Annotated in this window: 12 protein-coding genes; 9 read left to right on the forward strand and 3 right to left on the reverse strand. The window is 70.2% G+C overall.

The annotated features are described in order from the left end of the window. The first annotated feature begins 350 nt into the window (after positions 1–350). From arnB to HMPREF3014_RS26990, 8 genes are read left to right on the forward strand one after another with little or no spacing between them, the layout of a single operon-like run. On the forward strand, positions 351–1,499 hold the full coding sequence (gene arnB / locus HMPREF3014_RS26955; RefSeq protein WP_003110468.1) for a UDP-4-amino-4-deoxy-L-arabinose aminotransferase: 1,149 nt from the start codon (positions 351–353) through the stop codon (positions 1,497–1,499). Further along, on the forward strand, positions 1,496–2,515 hold the full coding sequence (arnC, locus tag HMPREF3014_RS26960; RefSeq protein ID WP_003112880.1) for an undecaprenyl-phosphate 4-deoxy-4-formamido-L-arabinose transferase: 1,020 nt from the start codon (positions 1,496–1,498) through the stop codon (positions 2,513–2,515). Before arnB ends, arnC begins: the two co-directional genes overlap by 4 nt. After that, positions 2,512–4,500: a bifunctional UDP-4-amino-4-deoxy-L-arabinose formyltransferase/UDP-glucuronic acid oxidase ArnA gene (arnA, locus tag HMPREF3014_RS26965; protein WP_003119539.1), complete on the forward strand. Its 1,989-nt coding sequence runs from the start codon at positions 2,512–2,514 to the stop codon at positions 4,498–4,500. Before arnC ends, arnA begins: the two co-directional genes overlap by 4 nt. Further along, positions 4,497–5,384, forward strand: coding sequence for a 4-deoxy-4-formamido-L-arabinose-phosphoundecaprenol deformylase (gene arnD, locus HMPREF3014_RS26970; protein ID WP_003112878.1), 888 nt, complete (start codon positions 4,497–4,499; stop codon positions 5,382–5,384). Before arnA ends, arnD begins: the two co-directional genes overlap by 4 nt. Continuing rightward, entirely contained in the window at positions 5,381–7,030 is a 1,650-nt protein-coding gene (gene arnT, locus HMPREF3014_RS26975; RefSeq protein WP_023087109.1) for a lipid IV(A) 4-amino-4-deoxy-L-arabinosyltransferase, read from the forward strand. The genes arnD and arnT overlap by 4 nt, the downstream gene beginning before the upstream one ends. Continuing rightward, positions 7,027–7,374, forward strand: a complete 348-nt coding sequence (locus HMPREF3014_RS26980; protein ID WP_003112876.1) for an EamA family transporter — start codon at positions 7,027–7,029, stop codon at positions 7,372–7,374. Before arnT ends, HMPREF3014_RS26980 begins: the two co-directional genes overlap by 4 nt. Beyond that, positions 7,371–7,784, forward strand: a complete 414-nt coding sequence (gene arnF / locus HMPREF3014_RS26985; protein ID WP_003110472.1) for a 4-amino-4-deoxy-L-arabinose-phosphoundecaprenol flippase subunit ArnF — start codon at positions 7,371–7,373, stop codon at positions 7,782–7,784. The genes HMPREF3014_RS26980 and arnF overlap by 4 nt, the downstream gene beginning before the upstream one ends. Next, the gene (locus HMPREF3014_RS26990) at positions 7,781–9,175 is read left to right on the forward strand and encodes a UDP-glucose 6-dehydrogenase (RefSeq protein ID WP_003110473.1); all 1,395 of its coding nucleotides are present in this window, start codon (positions 7,781–7,783) and stop codon (positions 9,173–9,175) included. The genes arnF and HMPREF3014_RS26990 overlap by 4 nt, the downstream gene beginning before the upstream one ends. Positions 9,176–9,328: 153 nt before the next feature. Here HMPREF3014_RS26990 and HMPREF3014_RS26995 read toward each other — a convergent pair whose 3' ends face one another. Genes HMPREF3014_RS26995 through ptsP form a run of 3 tightly spaced genes read right to left on the reverse strand, consistent with a single transcriptional unit; the run spans position 9,329 to position 14,902 of the window. Continuing rightward, positions 9,329–11,086, reverse strand: coding sequence for a PTS fructose-like transporter subunit IIB (locus HMPREF3014_RS26995; RefSeq protein ID WP_023081535.1), 1,758 nt, complete (start codon positions 11,084–11,086; stop codon positions 9,329–9,331). A gap of 1 nt (position 11,087) precedes the next feature. Continuing rightward, complete coding sequence (gene pfkB / locus HMPREF3014_RS27000) at positions 11,088–12,032, reverse strand: 1-phosphofructokinase (RefSeq protein WP_012613743.1); 945 nt, start codon at positions 12,030–12,032, stop codon at positions 11,088–11,090. Continuing rightward, positions 12,032–14,902: a phosphoenolpyruvate--protein phosphotransferase gene (gene ptsP / locus HMPREF3014_RS27005; protein WP_014602624.1), complete on the reverse strand. Its 2,871-nt coding sequence runs from the start codon at positions 14,900–14,902 to the stop codon at positions 12,032–12,034. Before ptsP ends, pfkB begins: the two co-directional genes overlap by 1 nt. Positions 14,903–15,229: 327 nt before the next feature. On the opposite strand from ptsP, the gene cra reads away from it, so the two are divergent. Then, complete coding sequence (gene cra / locus HMPREF3014_RS27010; RefSeq protein WP_003104372.1) at positions 15,230–16,219, forward strand: catabolite repressor/activator; 990 nt, start codon at positions 15,230–15,232, stop codon at positions 16,217–16,219. The last annotated feature ends 9 nt before the right edge of the window (positions 16,220–16,228 follow it).

Genomic DNA, 16,228 nt, shown 5'->3' on the forward strand with positions numbered 1-16,228 from the left:
GGGGTTGTTTTTTTCCGACAACCTACGGGATTGACTTTCCCTGGCCCTCCCCATGTTTCCATGAAGTTTCCGGAATATTCACGGGGAGCGGACATCAAGTATTAATGAACCCTTAAAGAAACAGGACTCGGGTTATTAATAAAAGCCACTCAGAAAACACCCGAGATCCTTTCCAACCAACCCTGCAAGCCCCTGAAAACTAGGCTTCCGGCTTTATCCTCCAGTTTCTTCGAGTTCGTTCAGTCTTCATTCAGCCGTTGTTAAGCGAGTCTTAACAAACGTTCAGGCAGCATTCAGCGACATATAAATAACCTCTTCGTACCGCCCTCCCAGTACCGAGGCTTCATTACATGTCACTGGACTTTCTGCCATTCTCCCGGCCAAGCATCGGCGAGGACGAAATCGCCGCCGTGGAGCAGGTCCTGCGTTCCGGCTGGATCACCACCGGGCCGAAGAACCAGGAGCTCGAACAGCGCTTCGCCGAACGCCTCGGCTGCCGCCACGCGGTGGCGCTATCCTCGGCCACCGGCGCCCTGCACGTCACCCTGCTGGCGCTGGGCATCGGCCCCGGCGACGAAGTGATCACGCCGTCGCTGACCTGGGTCTCCACCGCCAACGTCATCACCCTGCTCGGCGCCACCCCGGTGTTCGTCGACGTCGACCGCGACACCCTGATGTGTTCGGCGCAGGCAGTGGAAGCCGCCATCGGCCCGCGCACCCGCGCCATCGTGCCGGTTCACTACGCCGGCTCCACCCTGGATCTCGAAGGCCTGCGCACGGTCGCCGGGCGCCACGGCATCGCCCTGGTCGAGGACGCCGCCCACGCGGTCGGCAGCGAATACCGCGGGCGCCCGGTAGGCTCCCGCGGCACGGCGATCTTTTCCTTCCACGCGATCAAGAACCTGACCTGCGCCGAAGGCGCGATGTTCGTCAGCGACGACAGCGCCCTCGCCGAACGGGTCCGCCGCCTCAAGTTCCACGGCCTCGGGGTCGATGCCTACGACCGCCTGAGCCATGGACGCAAGCCGCAGGCGGAAGTGATCGAGCCCGGTTTCAAATACAACCTGGCCGACCTCAATGCCGCCCTCGCGCTGGTCCAGCTCAAGCGCCTGGACGCGCTCAACGCGCGCCGCCAGGCCCTCGCCGAACGCTACCTGGAACGCCTCGCCGGCCTGCCGCTGGCGCCGCTCGGCCTGCCCGCGCACGAGCAGCGCCACGCCTGGCACCTGTTCATCCTGCGCATCGACGCCGAGGCCTGCGGCCTGGGCCGCGACGCCTTCATGGAAGCCCTGAAGGCGCGCGGCATCGGTAGCGGCATCCATTTCATCGCCAGTCACCTGCACCACTACTACCGCCAGCGCCAGCCGCGCCTGAGCCTGCCCAACAGCGAGTGGAACTCGGCCCGCCTGTGCTCCATCCCGCTGTTCCCCGACATGCGCGACGACGACATCGAGCGCGTCGCCCGCGCCATCGAGGACATCCTGGAGAAACGTCGATGAAGCCCTATCCGATCGACCTGGTCTCGGTGGTGATCCCGGTCTACAACGAGGAAGCCAGCCTGCCCGAACTGCTGCGCCGCACCGAGGCCGCCTGCCTGGAGCTGGGCCGCGCCTTCGAGATCGTGCTGGTCGACGACGGCAGCCGCGACCGCTCCGCGGAACTCTTGCAGGCCGCCGCCGAACGCGACGGCAGCGCCGTGGTGGCGGTGATCCTCAACCGCAACTACGGCCAGCACGCGGCGATCCTCGCCGGCTTCGAACAGTCCCGTGGCGACCTGGTGATCACCCTCGATGCCGACCTGCAGAACCCGCCGGAGGAAATCCCGCGCCTGGTGGAGCGCGCCGCGCAGGGCTACGACGTGGTCGGCAGCATCCGCGCCGAGCGCCAGGACTCGGCCTGGCGGCGCTGGCCTTCGCGCCTGGTGAACCTGGCGGTGCAGCGCTCCACCGGGGTCGCCATGCACGACTACGGCTGCATGCTGCGCGCCTACCGGCGCAGCATCGTCGAAGCGATGCTGGCCTGCCGCGAACGCAGTACCTTCATCCCGATCCTGGCCAACGGCTTCGCCCGGCATACCTGCGAGATCCGCGTCGCCCACGCCGAGCGCGCCCACGGCGAATCGAAATACAGCGCGATGCGCCTGCTCAACCTGATGTTCGACCTGGTCACCTGCATGACCACCACGCCGCTGCGCCTGCTCAGCCTGGTCGGCGGCGGCATGGCCCTGGCCGGCTTCCTCTTCGCCCTGTTCCTCCTCGTGCTGCGCCTGGCCTTCGGCGCCGCCTGGGCCGGCAACGGCCTGTTCGTGCTGTTCGCCGTGCTGTTCATGTTCAGCGGCGTGCAGTTGCTCGGCATGGGCCTGCTCGGCGAGTACCTCGGGCGCATGTACAGCGACGTGCGCGCGCGGCCGCGCTTCTTCATCGAGCGCGTGGTCCGCGCAACGCCCTCCGCGCTTCCCTCGGCCCTGCAGCGGGCCGGTTTCACCTCTTCATCCAGCGAGCCTTCCACGCCATGACCTCGAAAGCCGTCGTCTTCGCCTACCACGACATCGGTTGCACCGGTATCGAAGCCCTGCTCAATGCCGGCTACGAGATCGCCGCCGTCTTCACCCATGCCGACGACCCACGGGAAAACACCTTCTACGCCTCGGTCGCGCGCCTCTGTGCCGAGCGCGGCATTCCGCTGCACGCGCCCGAGGACGTGAACCATCCGCTGTGGCTGGAGCGCATCCGCCAACTGCGCCCGGACTTCCTGTTCTCCTTCTACTACCGCCGCCTGCTCGGCGCCGAGCTGCTCGCCTGCGCCGCACGCGGCGCCTACAACCTGCACGGTTCGCTGCTGCCGCGCTACCGCGGACGCGCCCCGGCGAACTGGGTGCTGGTCAACGGCGAAACGCAGACCGGGGTGACCCTGCATCGCATGATCGAGCGCGCCGACGCCGGGCCGATCCTCGCCCAGCAGGCCGTCGCCATCGACCCCGAGGACACCGCCCTGAGCCTGCACGGCAAGCTGCGCAAGGCCGCCGGTGCCCTGCTGCGCGACAGCCTGCCGCTGCTCGCCCTCGGCGTGCTGCCGGAAGTCGAGCAGGACGAGAGCCAGGCCAGCCACTTCGGCCGGCGCACCCCGGCGGACGGCCTGCTCGACTGGCACAGGCCGGCACGGCAGTTGTACGACCTGGTGCGCGCGGTGACCCAGCCCTACCCTGGCGCCTTCTGCCAGGTCGGCGAACAGAAGCTGATCGTCTGGAGCGCCGAGGTGGTCGCCGGCAACCACGGTCGCGAGCCGGGCAGCGTACTGTCCTGCGACCCGCTGCGGATCGCCTGCGGCGAGGACTCGCTGGTGCTGCGCTTCGGCCAGCGCGGCGAGCGCGGCCTGTACCTGGCCGGCACGCAACTGGCCACCGAGCTGGGCCTGGTCGAGGGCGCGCGCCTGCGTGGCGCGGCGTCCGGCCCGCAGCGCCGCACGCGGGTGCTGATCCTCGGGGTCAACGGCTTCATCGGCAACCACCTGTCCGAACGCCTGCTGCGCGACGGGCGCTACGAGGTCCACGGCATGGACATCGGCTCCGACGCCATCGAACGGCTCAAGGCCGACCCGCATTTCCACTTCGTCGAAGGCGACATCGGCATCCATTCGGAGTGGCTCGAATACCATGTGAAGAAATGCGACGTGATCCTGCCGCTGGTGGCCATCGCCACGCCCATCGAGTACACGCGCAACCCGCTGCGGGTGTTCGAACTGGACTTCGAGGAAAACCTGCGGATCGTCCGCTACTGCGTGAAATACGGCAAACGCGTGGTGTTCCCTTCCACCTCCGAGGTCTACGGCATGTGCCAGGACCCGGACTTCGACGAAGACCGCTCGAACCTGGTGGTCGGGCCGATCAACAAGCAGCGCTGGATCTACTCGGTGTCCAAGCAGTTGCTCGACCGGGTGATCTGGGCCTACGGCCAGCAGGGCCTGCGCTTCACCCTGTTCCGTCCGTTCAACTGGATGGGCCCGCGCCTGGACCGCCTGGATTCGGCGCGGATCGGCAGCTCGCGGGCGATCACCCAGCTCATCCTGCACCTGGTCGAAGGCACGCCGATCCGCCTGGTCGACGGCGGCGCGCAGAAGCGCTGCTTCACCGACGTCGACGACGGCATCGAGGCCCTCGCGCGGATCATCGACAACCGCGACGGCCGCTGCGACGGGCAGATCGTCAACATCGGCAACCCGGACAACGAGGCGAGCATCCGCCAGCTCGGCGAGGAACTGCTGCGCCAGTTCGAGGCCCACCCGCTGCGCGCGCAGTTCCCGCCCTTCGCCGGCTTCCGCGAGGTGGAGAGCCGCAGCTTCTACGGCGACGGCTACCAGGACGTGGCCCACCGCAAGCCGAGCATCGACAACGCCCGGCGCCTGCTCGACTGGCAGCCCACCATCGAACTGCGCGAGACCATCGGCAAGACCCTCGACTTCTTCCTCCACGAAGCGCTCCGCGAGCGCGAGGCACAGGCGTGATCCAGGCCGGCCTGCGCATCGACGTCGACACCTTCCGCGGCACCCGCGACGGGGTGCCGCGGCTGCTCGAGCTGCTCGACGAAGCCGGGCTGAAGGCGACCTTCTTCTTCAGCGTCGGCCCGGACAACATGGGCCGCCACCTCTGGCGCCTGGCGCGCCCGGCGTTCTTCTGGAAGATGCTCCGCTCGCGCGCCGCCAGCCTGTATGGCTGGGACATCCTGCTGGCCGGCACCGCCTGGCCGGGCAAGCCGATCGGCCGCGAACTCGGCCCGCTGATGCGGCGGACCCAGGCCGCCGGCCACGAGGTCGGCCTGCACGCCTGGGACCACCATGCCTGGCAGACCCACGCCGGCGTCTGGAGCGTGCAGCAGCTCGGCGAGCAGATCCGCCGCGGCAGCGATTGCCTGGCGGACATCCTCGGCCAGCCGGTGCGTTGTTCCGCCGCCGCCGGCTGGCGCGCCGACGGCCGGGTGGTCGAGGCCAAGCAGCCCTTCGGCTTCCGCTACAACAGCGACTGCCGCGGACGCGGCGCGTTCCGCCCGCGCCTGGCCGACGGCAGCCCCGGCATCCCGCAGGTGCCGGTGAACCTGCCGACCTTCGACGAGGTGGTCGGTCCCGGCCTGCCGCGCGAGGCCTACAACGACTTCATCCTGGAACGCTTCGCCGCTGGCCGCGACAACGTCTACACCATCCACGCCGAGGTCGAGGGGCTGCTCCTCGCCCCGGCGTTCCGCGAACTGCTGCGGCGCGCCGAACGGCGCGGCATCCGCTTCCGCCCGTTGGGCGAACTGCTGCCGGACGATCCGCGCAGCCTGCCGCTGGCCGAACTGGTGCGCGGCCGCCTGGCCGGCCGCGAGGGCTGGCTGGGAGTGCGCCAGCCATGAGCCGCCGCCAGACCTGGTCGCTGCTGCTGATCGCCTTCGGCCTGTTCTACCTGGTTCCACTGAGCAACCATGGCCTGTGGATTCCCGACGAGACCCGCTACGCGCAGATCAGCCAGGCGATGCTGCTGGGCGGCGACTGGGTGTCGCCGCACTTCCTCGGCCTGCGCTACTTCGAGAAGCCGGTCGCCGGCTACTGGATGATCGCCCTCGGCCAGGCGGTCTTCGGCGAAAACCTGTTCGGCGTGCGCATCGCCTCGGTCGTCGCCACCGCCCTCAGCGTCCTGCTCGCCTACCTGCTGGCCCGCCGCCTGTGGCGCGACCCGCGCACCAGCCTGGCGTGCGCGCTGCTCTACGCCAGCTTCGGCTTGATCGCCGGGCAGTCCGGCTATGCCAACCTCGACCCGCAATTCACCTTCTGGGTCAACCTGAGCCTGGTGGCGCTGTGGTACGCCCTCGACGCGGGGAGCCGCCGCGCGCGCCTGCTCGGCTGGACCCTGCTCGGCCTCGCCTGCGGCATAGGCTTCCTGACCAAGGGCTTCCTCGCCTGGCTGCTGCCGGTGCTGGTCGCCCTGCCCTACATGCTCTGGCAGCGGCGCTGGCGCGAGCTGCTTGGCTACGGCGCGCTGGCGGTGCTGGCGGCGCTGCTCGTCTGCCTGCCCTGGGCGCTCGCCGTGCATGCGCGGGAAGCGGACTACTGGCGGTTCTTCTTCTGGCACGAACACATCCGCCGCTTCGCCGGCGAAGACGCCCAGCACTCTCGCCCGTGGTGGTTCTACCTGCCGTTGCTGGCGGTCGCCTGCCTGCCCTGGAGCGGCCTGCTGCCGAGCGCTCTGCGCCAGGCCTGGCACGAGCGGCGCCAGGCGCCGGTGGTCTTCCTGGCGCTATGGCTGCTGTTGCCGCTGGCGTTCTTCAGCCTGAGCCGGGGCAAGCTGCCGACCTACATCATGCCCTGCCTGCTGCCGCTGGCACTGCTCATGGGCCACGCCCTGGTGCAGCGGCTGCGCCTGGGGAACAGCGTCGCGCTGCGCGGCAACGGGCTGCTCAACCTGGGCCTGGCGCTCCTCGCGCTGGCGGCCCTGGCCTACCTGCAACTGCGCAAGCCGGTGTACCAGGAAGAACCCTTCGAGCTGTTCCTGGTCCTGCTGGTGATCGGCGCCTGGGCCGCCGCCGGCCTCGCCCAGTGGCGCTACCCGCTACGCGCCTGGGCCGCGCCGCTGCTGGCGAGCTGGGTGCTGATCGCGCTGCTGCCGGCAGCGATGCCCAACCATGTGGTGCAGAACAAGACCCCCGACCTGTTCGTCGCCGAACACCTCGACGAACTGGCCGGCGCCCGCCATCTGCTGAGCAACGACCTCGGCGCCGCCTCGGCCCTCGCCTGGCGCCTGCGCCGTAGCGACGTGACGCTCTACGACACGCGCGGCGAGCTGAAGTACGGCCTCTCCTACCCCGAGCACAGCCAGCGCAGCGTGCCCTTGGCAGACATCCGCCAGTGGCTCTGGCGGGCACGCCAGGACGGCTCGGTTGCCGTGCTGCTGCGGATCAACAGCGCCAGCGACCGCTACCAACTGGCGCTGTTGCCGGGCGACGGCGAACGCTACCGGAACGGCAACCTGGTCCTGGCGATCCTGCCGCAGGTGCGCCCATGAGCGCCGCGCTGCTGCTCGCCACCCTGCTCATGACCGGCCTCGGCCAGGTTGCGCAGAAGCTCACCGTGGAGCACTGGCGCCTGGTCGCCGCCGACGGCTGGACGGCGCGCCTGCGCAGTCCGTGGCCGTGGCTGGCGCTGCTCGCCCTCGGGCTCGGCCTGCTCTGCTGGCTGCTGCTCCTGCAACGGGTGGAAGTCGGCAGCGCCTATCCGATGCTGGCGCTGAACTTCGTCCTGGTCACCCTGGCGGCACGCTTCGTCTTCGATGAGCCGGTGGATCGCCGCCACCTCGCCGGCCTGTTGCTGATCGTCGCCGGCGTGGCCCTGCTCGGGAGGAGCGCATGAACGCGCTACGCGGCTGGCTGGCGGCCCTGGGCAGCGTGCTGCTGGCCAGCGCCGCCCAGCTCGGCATGCGCTGGGGCATGAGCCGCCTGCCGCTGCCGGAAGCCTGGGCCGGGCAAACGCCGGAGCGCGCCGCGCTGCTCGCGGTAGCCCTGGCGGTGGCGGCCTACGCCGCCTCCCTGCTGTGCTGGCTGGCCGCCCTGCGCCACCTGCCGCTGGGCCGCGCCTACAGCCTGTTGAGCGCCAGCTACGCGCTGGTCTACCTGCTGGCGGCGAGCCTGCCGGCGTTCGATGAAACCTTCAGTACCAGCAAGACCCTGGGCGTAGGCCTGGTGGTGCTCGGCGTGTTGACCGTCAACGCCCGCCGCACCGCTGCCGCGCCCGCGCATCATCCGTCGAGGAAAGCACCATGAAGATCAGCGTATTCGGCAGTGGCTATGTAGGACTGGTGCAGGCCGCCGTCCTCGCCGAAGTGGGCCACGATGTACTGTGCATGGACATCGACCGGAACAAGGTCGAACGCCTCGCGCAGGGCCTCGCCAGCATCTACGAACCCGGGCTCGACGCCTTGCTGCGCGAAGGCCTGGACAGCGGCCGCCTGCGTTTCAGCAGCGATGCGCGCCTGGCCGTGGAGCACGGCCGGGTGCAGTTCATCGCGGTCGGCACCCCGCCTGGCGAGGACGGCGCGGCCGATCTCGGCGCGGTCTTCGCGGTGGCCGATGCCATCGCCGAGCATCGCCGCAAGCCCGTCATCGTGGTGGAGAAATCGACCGTCCCGGTAGGCACCGGCGACCGCCTGCGCGCGCACATCGAGCGGCGCCTGGAAGCCGACGGACGCGAACTGGAATTCGAGATCGTCTCCAACCCGGAATTCCTCAAGGAAGGCTCCGCCGTCGTCGACTGCCGACGCCCGGACCGCATCGTGGTCGGCTGCGACAACGAAGAGGTGCGCCAGGTGATGCGCGAACTCTACGAGCCGTTCAACCGCAACCACGACCGCATGCTGTTCATGGGCCTGCGCAGCGCCGAACTGACCAAGTACGCGGCGAACGGCATGCTGGCGACCAAGATCAGCTTCATCAACCAGATCGCCGAACTGGCCGAACACCTCGGCGCCGACATCGAGGCGGTGCGCCAGGGCATCGGCGCCGACCCGCGGATCGGCTACCACTTCATCTACCCCGGCTGCGGCTACGGCGGCTCCTGCTTCCCCAAGGACATGCGCGCGCTGATCCACAGCGCCGAGCAGGCGCATTGCTCCAGCGACCTGTTGCAGGCAGTGGAAGCGATCAACCGGCGGCAGAAGCACAAGCTGTTCGAACGCATCCGGGTGTTCTACGACGGCGACCTGCGCGGCAAGACCTTCGCCCTCTGGGGCCTGGCCTTCAAGCCGAACACCGACGACATGCGCGACGCGCCCAGCCGCGAACTGATGGAAGCGCTCTGGCGCCACGGCGCGCAGGTGCGCGCCTACGATCCCGAAGCCATGCAGGAAACCCAGCGGCTCTATGGCCACGACGAACGCCTGAGCCTGATGGGCACCCCCGAGGCGACCCTGGGAGGCGCCGATGCGCTGGTCATCTGCACCGAGTGGCAGCAATTCAAGGCACCGGATTTCGAGCTGCTCAAGGAGCGCCTGAAGGCCCCGGTGATCTTCGACGGGCGCAACCTCTACGACCCCGAGCGCATGGCCCGCCACGGCTTCCACTACTACCCGATGGGACGCGGGCAGTCCTGCTCGTTGCCGATCAACGAGGCCAGCCTCGCACAGGAAGATGGCGTGCGCCTGTTGCGCCAGGCCTGAGGCCGCCCCAGGTCGGATCGACCGCTGGGGCGAATAACCGCTTGCGGTTATCCGCCGGTTCTCCGGAGTCTCGGCGGATAACGCCTGCGGCGTTATTCGCCCTACCCCCTGCCACGTAGCTCAGGTGGCGTAGGGCGCATGACCGCCTCGCGGCTATCCGCCAGCCGCCGGCTCCCGCGAGGACGAGGTCCCCAACGCCAGTCCCGGCTCGGCGCCGCGCTTGAGCACGGCGTAGAGCAGCCCGGTAAGCAGGCTGCCGGCGACGATCGCCAGCAGGTACGCCAGGGCGTGGTTGATCGCGTTGGGCACCAGCATCACGAACAACCCGCCGTGAGGCGCCTGCAACTTGCAGCCGAAATACATCGACAGGGCGCCGGTCAGCGCGCCGCCGGCGATGCTCGCCGGGATCACCCGCAACGGGTCCTTGGCGGCGAACGGGATGGCGCCTTCGGAGATGAAGCACAGCCCCAGCACCGAGGCTGCCTTGCCGGCCTGCCGCTCGCTCTCGGCGAACTTGCGCCGCGCCAGCAGGGTCGCCAGGCCCATGCCGATCGGCGGCACCATGCCCGCCGCCATCACCGCTGCCATCGGCGCGTAGCTGTGCGACGAGAGCAGGCCGACGGAAAAGGCGTAGGCGGCCTTGTTGACCGGTCCGCCGAGGTCGACGCACATCATCCCGCCGAGCAGCAGGCCGAGGAGGATGGCATTGGAGGTACCCATGCCGTCGAGGAACCCGGTCAGTGCCGCGAGCATCCCGGCCACCGGCTTGCCGACCACGTAGAGCATCAGCAGGCCGGTGACCAGGCTGGCCAGCAACGGGATGACCAGGATCGGCTTCAGCGCTTCCAGGCTCGCCGGCAGCCTCAGCCCGTGGCTGATGGCCCGCGCCGCATAGCCGGCGATGAAGCCGGCGACTATCCCGCCGATGAACCCGGCGCCGAGGGTCCCGGCGAGCAGGCCGCCGAGCATGCCCGGCGCCAGGCCCGGGCGGTCGGCGATGGAATAGGCGATGTAGCCGGCGAGCATCGGCACCATCAGGACGAAAGCCGTGTCGCCGACCGTCCTCAGCACCGCCGCCAGGCTGCCCGGCTGCTTGTAGGCATCGATGCCGAAGGCCAGCGACAGGGCGATCAGCAGGCCGCCCGCGACCACCATCGGCAACATGAACGACACCCCGGTCAGCAGGTGCTTGTACACCCCGCGCTTCTCGTCCCTGGCGACCACCGCGCTGGCTGCGCCCGCGCTCTCGACCTGCCCTTCCGCCAGCGCCCGCTCGAGCGTCGCGCGGGCCTGCTTGAGGGCCACGCCGGTGCCGCAACGGTAGATCCTCTTGCCAGCGAAACGGGCCGTGTCCACGTCGATGTCGGCGGCCAGCAGGACCACGTCGGCGGCGGCGATGTCCGCCGGGTCGAGCGGGTTGCGCGCGCCGACCGAGCCCTGGGTCTCGACCTGCAACGCGAAGCCCAGTTGCCCCGCCGCGAGCTGCAACGCCTCGGCGGCCATGAAGGTGTGCGCCACGCCGGTCGGACAGGCGGTCACCGCGACGATCCGCGGTGCCGCTCCGGCCTCCGGCGCAACCAGGCCGACCTCGTCCCCGGCGACCTCCACGCTCGCCAGGGCGGCGGCCCGCTGGAGGAAGGCGCGCGGATCGGCCAGCGCCTCGGCGGGACGCGCGCGATACACCGGCTTGCCGACGAAACGCGCCGCCGCCAGCGGCTCGACGCCGACCAGCAGGACCCAGTCGGCTTCGGCGATCTGTTCGGCGCTCAGTTCGCCCTCGGGCCTCGACCCGGCATTCGCCTCGACGCAGGTTTCCCAGCCCAGGCGCTCGGCGGCGCCCCGCAGCAGGCGCGCGGCGAGCACGCTGGTGACCTGTCCGCCAGGGCAGGCGGTGACGATCGCTAGTTTCATCTCAGGCCTCCTCGACCAATGGCTGCACCACGACGCCCGCTTCGATCCGCGCCAGGCGCTGCGGATCGCCGATGCCGAACTCGAACTGGGTCACCGCCAGGCTGGCGATGGCGGTGGCCTGACGCAGCACCCGCTCGGCCGGCCAGCCGCTGGCCAGCCCGTGCAGCATGCCGGCCAGCAGGGAATCGCCGGCGCCCACCGTGCTGGCCACTTCCACCGCCGGCGGCCGCGCCTGCCAGGCACCCTCGGCGGCGAACCAGTTGACCCCCGCGGCGCCCTGGGAAATCACCACCTGGCCTACCCCGTCCTGGCGCAGGCGTTCGGCCGCCTGGCGCTGTGCGGCCAGGTCGTCCATCGGCGCCGAGCAGAGGTCGGCCAGTTCCTCGACGTTCGGCTTGATCATCCACGGCGCAGCCTTCACACCTTCGCGCAGGGCCGCGCCGCTGCTGTCGAAGGCGACCTTCAGGCCGAGGCGCCGCAAGCGCCGCAGCAGTTCGCCCAGCCATTCCGGCTCGACCCCGCGCGGCAGGCTGCCGGCGACCACCGCCAGCTCGTGCTCCCCGGCAAGCCGGTCGAGGCGTTCGAGCAACGCCGCCTGGGCTCGCTCGTCGGCCTCCGGGCCCGGCCCGTTGAGGTCGCTGACGCGCCCGCCGCGCTCGGCCAGCTTGATGTTGCTGCGGGTTTCGCCCGGCACCCGGACGAACGCATCGGCGAAGCCACGACGCTGGAACATGGCGGTGAACGGCGGCTGGTTGTCTTCGCCGAGGAAGCCGCTGACCGTCAACCGATGGCCGAGGTCGGCAAGCACCTGGGCGACGTTCAGACCCTTGCCGGCGGCCTGGGTCAGCACCGCCTCGCTGCGGTTAACCGCCCCCAGTTCCAGCTGGCGCAGGCGCACGGTGAGGTCCAGCGCAGGGTTCAGGGTAATCGTCAGGATCCGCGCCATTACTGCACCTCCGCTTCCACCAGGGCCCGGACCTCGGCGGCGCTCGCCAGGCCCAGGGCTTTGCGGGCCAGGCCGCGCGCAGCGACCAGCTGCAGTTCGCGCACGCCGGCCTTGACCAGGGCGATGCTGCGCGCCGAGACGCTCAGCTCGTCCACTCCCAGGCCGACCAGCAGCGGCAACGCCAGCGGGTCGGCCGCCAGTTCGCCGCAGACGCCGACCCACTTGCCCTCGGCGTGGGCGGCGCGGACGGTCATGTCGATCAGTTGCAGCACCGCCGGATGCAGGCCGTCGGCCTGGGCCGAAAGACTCGGGTGGCCGCGATCGATAGCCAGGGTGTACTGGGTCAGGTCGTTGGTGCCGACGCTGAAGAAGTCCACCTCGCGGGCCAGCACCGGCGCGAGCAACGCCGCCGAGGGCACCTCGACCATGATCCCCAGTTGCAGGTCGGCCAGCGGGATTTCCTCGCGCAGGCGCAGCGCCAGGTCACGCGCCTGGCGCCATTCGTCGAGGCTGCCGACCATCGGGAACATCACCCGCAGCGGCCGCTCCCCGGCGGCGCGGAACAGCGCGCGCAACTGGGTCTCGAGGATCTGCGGTCGCTGCAGGGTCAAGCGGATACCGCGCAGGCCCAGATAGGGATTCTCTTCGTGGGGAATCGGCCAGTACGGCAGCGGCTTGTCCCCGCCGACATCCAGGGTCCGCGCCACCAGCGGACGTCCGTCGAGGGCGTCGAGCACCCGACGGTATTCCGCTTCCTGGGTCGCCAGGTCCGGCGCGCGGGCGTTGTTCATGAAGACGAACTCGGTGCGCAGCAGGCCAACGCCCTCGGCGCCCAGCTCCACCGCGCGCGCGGCGCCGGCGGTGTCGCCAAGGTTGGCGCAGACTTCCACCGCGTGGCCATCGCGGGTCCGCGCAGGCTCCAGCCGCTGCGCGTCGGCGCGGGCCTGGCGCTGCTGGCGGGCGTCGCGCTCGGCGGCGGCCTGCTGCAACTGTTCGGTGCTCGGCGCCACCTGCAGCCAGCCGTGCTCGCCATCCAGCAGCAGTGCCGTGCCAGGCTCCAGGCCGAGCACCGCCGCGCCGGCGCCGACCAATGCCGGAATGCCGAGGGCGCGGGCGATGATCGCGCTGTGCGAAGTGGCGCCGCCGCGCGCCGTGAGGATGCCGGCGACCCGCTGGGCGTCGAGGCGGGCGACATCGGAGGGGCCGACCTCGTCCATCACCAGGATGTACGGCTGCTCCGGCTCGCGCGGCGCCTCCACCCCGCAGAGCCTGGCCAGCACCCGCCGGCCGAGGTCGCGGAGGTCGGCGGCGCGCTCGGCGAGCAGCGCGTCGTGCAGCGCCTCCTGTTGCGCCGCGCTGTCTTCCACCACCCGACTCCAGGCCGCTTCGGCGCTTTCGCCGCGATTCAGGCGCAGTTGCACCTGCTCGGCCAGTTCCGGATCGTCGAGCATCTCCCGGTGGGTGACGAAAATCTCGCGGATCGCCTTCACCGTGCTGCGTTCGACCAGGCCGACGATCTCCTCGTCCACCGCCCGCTTGGCCCGCAGCAGGCGCTCGCGTTCATGGGCCGGCGACTCGCCGCGCGGCTGGAACTCGAAGCGCTGCGCCACCTGGACATGCGCCGGACCACTGGCGATGCCCGGCGACGCGGCGATTGCCTGCAGGCGCTCGCCGGCGCGCAGCGGCGCCGGCCGGGCATCCTCTTCCGCCTCGCCGACGGCATCGGGCAAGGCCTCCTCCGCCAGCGCTTCGAGCTCCTCGCCGAGCCCCTCGCGCACCGCGGCCAGCAAGGCTGGCAGCGCGTCCTCGGCGATCGCCGGCTCGGCGCTGAACTCCAGCGTCTGGCCGCGTCGCGCGCCGAGGGCGAGCAGCTTGCTCAGGCTCTTCGCCGAGACGGGGGCCGCCTCACTGTCGGCCAGGCGTACCCGGATCTCGCCGGCGAAACCCTTGGCCAGCTGCGCCAGCGCCTGCGCCGGGCGGGCATGCAGGCCATGCGGGTTGGCCAGGACCGCTCGCGCGCTGGGCCAGTCCGGCGGCAGCTCGCCACCGAGCGCCGCGAGTACGCTGCGGCTGCTGGTGGCGCGCACCAGCTCGGCGCCACGCCCTTCCAGCAACAGGTCGCACAGGCGTTCGAGCAGCGCCTGGTGCGCTTCGCCCAGGCTGGCCAGGCAGAACAGCCCGGTGACCAGTTGCCCCTGGTGCTGCAACGGTTGCGCCGGAGTGACGAAGGCCAGCCCGGGGCGCTTCACCAATTGTTCGCTGTGCAACCAGCACAGCCCGTCGCCCAGCGGCAACGGTTCGGTCTGCTGGAGCACGGCGGCGAAGCCGTTCTCCACGCAGCCGGCCTTCTTCAACAGGCGCGCGCCGAGCCAGGCCAGTTCGTCGAGGTCCTCGGCGTTCTGGCCGAGGCCGACCAGTTGTGCGTCCAGCGCCAGTTCCTGCGGCGCGCCCTGCAACAGGCCGAGGACTTCCTCGGCGCTGGCGGCCGCGCTCAGCGCCGGTCCCAGGTCGGCCTCGCCGAGGGCGCGGGTGAGCAATTGCAGGAGCTGCAGGTGTTCGTCGGACTTCGCCGCGATGCCGATGGCCAGGTAGACCTGCTGGCCATCGCCCCAGTCCACTCCCTCGGGGAATTGCAGCAGGCGCACACCGGTGCTGAAGACCAGCTCGCGGGTATCCGGGGTCCCATGGGGTATGGCGATGCCCTGGCCGAGGTAGGTGGAGCCTTGTGCCTCGCGCGCCTTCAGGCCCTCGGCATAGCCGGGCGCGGCCAGGCCGTCGGCGACCAGCGCCGCGCCGAGCAGGCGCAGGGCTTCGGCCTTGTCCGCGGCGCGCTGGCCCATGCGGATCTGCCGGGTATCGAGTTCGAGCATGGAAACCTCCTCAGGAGCGAACGGCTCCCCGTCTCACGTCCGGATCGTCCCGCCGCGCCGAGGCGCGGGCGCGGGATGTGCCGGCGGTAGCGGAAAGCGGCTCGCGGGAGCCTTCCGTACAGCCAGGGGCGGTGATCCGCTTGTTGTCATTGACCTGCCATAGCGTAGGCGGCGCCGCGTTCGGGCTGCGCGAGGCAGCCTGGGGCAGGGGGCGCCGGCTTCGCCGGAATCTTTTGCTGAATCGATTCACTTAATTAAATTGGCACGTTACCCGATAATGATTGATCCTTGAAGCCCAACTTGTCGTCGCCTCCAGTAGAGATCGGTTTGAAACTCAGTGATATCGCCCGCCTGGCCGGGGTCTCGGTGACCACCGCCAGCTACGTCATCAATGGCAAGGCCGCCCAGCGGCGCATCAGCGCCGCCACCGTCGAGCGCGTGCTTGCCGTGGTCGAGGAACACGGCTACCAGCCGGACCAGCAGGCCGCCGGCCTGCGCCGCGGGCAGACCCGCACCCTCGGCTTCATCCTCCCGGACCTGGAAAACCCCAGCTACGCCCGCCTCGCCAAGCAACTCGAACAAGGCGCCCGGGCGCGCGGCTACCAGTTGCTGATCGCCTGCTCCGACGACGAGCCGGAGACCGAGCGCCAGGTGGTCAACCTGTTCCGCGCGCGCCGCTGCGACGCGCTGATCGTCGCCAGTTGCCTGCCGGCCGGGGATGATACCCATGCCCGGCTGGTCGCCGAAGGCCTGCCGGTGGTGGCCATCGACCGCCAGCTCGACCCGCAGCGCTTCGCCTCGGTGATCAGCGACGACCAGGACGCCGCGCGCCGCCTCACCGAAACCCTGTTGCAACCGGCGCCGCGCCATATCGCCCTGCTCGGCGCGCGGGCGGACCTGATCATCAGCCACGACCGCGCCGCCGGCTTCCGCCAGGCGCTGAAGGACTTCCGCGGCGAGGTCATCGTCGAGCATGCCGAGGTGTTCAGCCGCGAGTGCGGACGCCGCCTGATGGAGCAATTGCTCGAGCGCCTGGGCTACCTGCCCGACGCCCTGGTGACCACTGCCTATGTACTCCTCGAAGGCGTCTTCGATGTGTTCCAGGCGCGCGCCGACGGTTGGCCCGAAGGCTTGCGGGTGGCGACCTTCGGCGACACCCAGTTGCTCGACTTCGTGCCGCTGAAGGTCAACTCGATCTACCAGCAGCACGCGCTGATCGCCGCCAACGCCCTCGAACTGGCGCTCCGCGCGGTCGAGGAGAACGACTACCGGCCGGGCCTGCACGCCGTCCCCCGGCAACTCAAGCTGCGCGACTGAGCCGGCCGC

This window comes from Pseudomonas sp. HMSC065H01 (assembly GCF_001815235.1).
In the GTDB taxonomy this organism is placed as follows: domain Bacteria; phylum Pseudomonadota; class Gammaproteobacteria; order Pseudomonadales; family Pseudomonadaceae; genus Pseudomonas; species Pseudomonas aeruginosa.

Bases quoted from the DNA above. Each gene is read 5' to 3' on its own strand.
- HMPREF3014_RS26995 (WP_023081535.1), bottom strand. From the start codon at position 11,086: ATGAAACTAGCGATCGTCACCGCCTGCCCTGGCGGACAGGTCACCAGC.
- arnT (WP_023087109.1), top strand. From the start codon at position 5,381: ATGAGCCGCCGCCAGACCTGGTCGCTGCTGCTGATCGCCTTCGGCCTG.
- pfkB (WP_012613743.1), bottom strand. From the start codon at position 12,032: ATGGCGCGGATCCTGACGATTACCCTGAACCCTGCGCTGGACCTCACC.
- HMPREF3014_RS26980 (WP_003112876.1), top strand. From the start codon at position 7,027: ATGAGCGCCGCGCTGCTGCTCGCCACCCTGCTCATGACCGGCCTCGGC.
- arnF (WP_003110472.1), top strand. From the start codon at position 7,371: ATGAACGCGCTACGCGGCTGGCTGGCGGCCCTGGGCAGCGTGCTGCTG.
- arnC (WP_003112880.1), top strand. From the start codon at position 1,496: ATGAAGCCCTATCCGATCGACCTGGTCTCGGTGGTGATCCCGGTCTAC.
- arnA (WP_003119539.1), top strand. From the start codon at position 2,512: ATGACCTCGAAAGCCGTCGTCTTCGCCTACCACGACATCGGTTGCACC.
- arnB (WP_003110468.1), top strand. From the start codon at position 351: ATGTCACTGGACTTTCTGCCATTCTCCCGGCCAAGCATCGGCGAGGAC.
- ptsP (WP_014602624.1), bottom strand. From the start codon at position 14,902: ATGCTCGAACTCGATACCCGGCAGATCCGCATGGGCCAGCGCGCCGCG.
- HMPREF3014_RS26990 (WP_003110473.1), top strand. From the start codon at position 7,781: ATGAAGATCAGCGTATTCGGCAGTGGCTATGTAGGACTGGTGCAGGCC.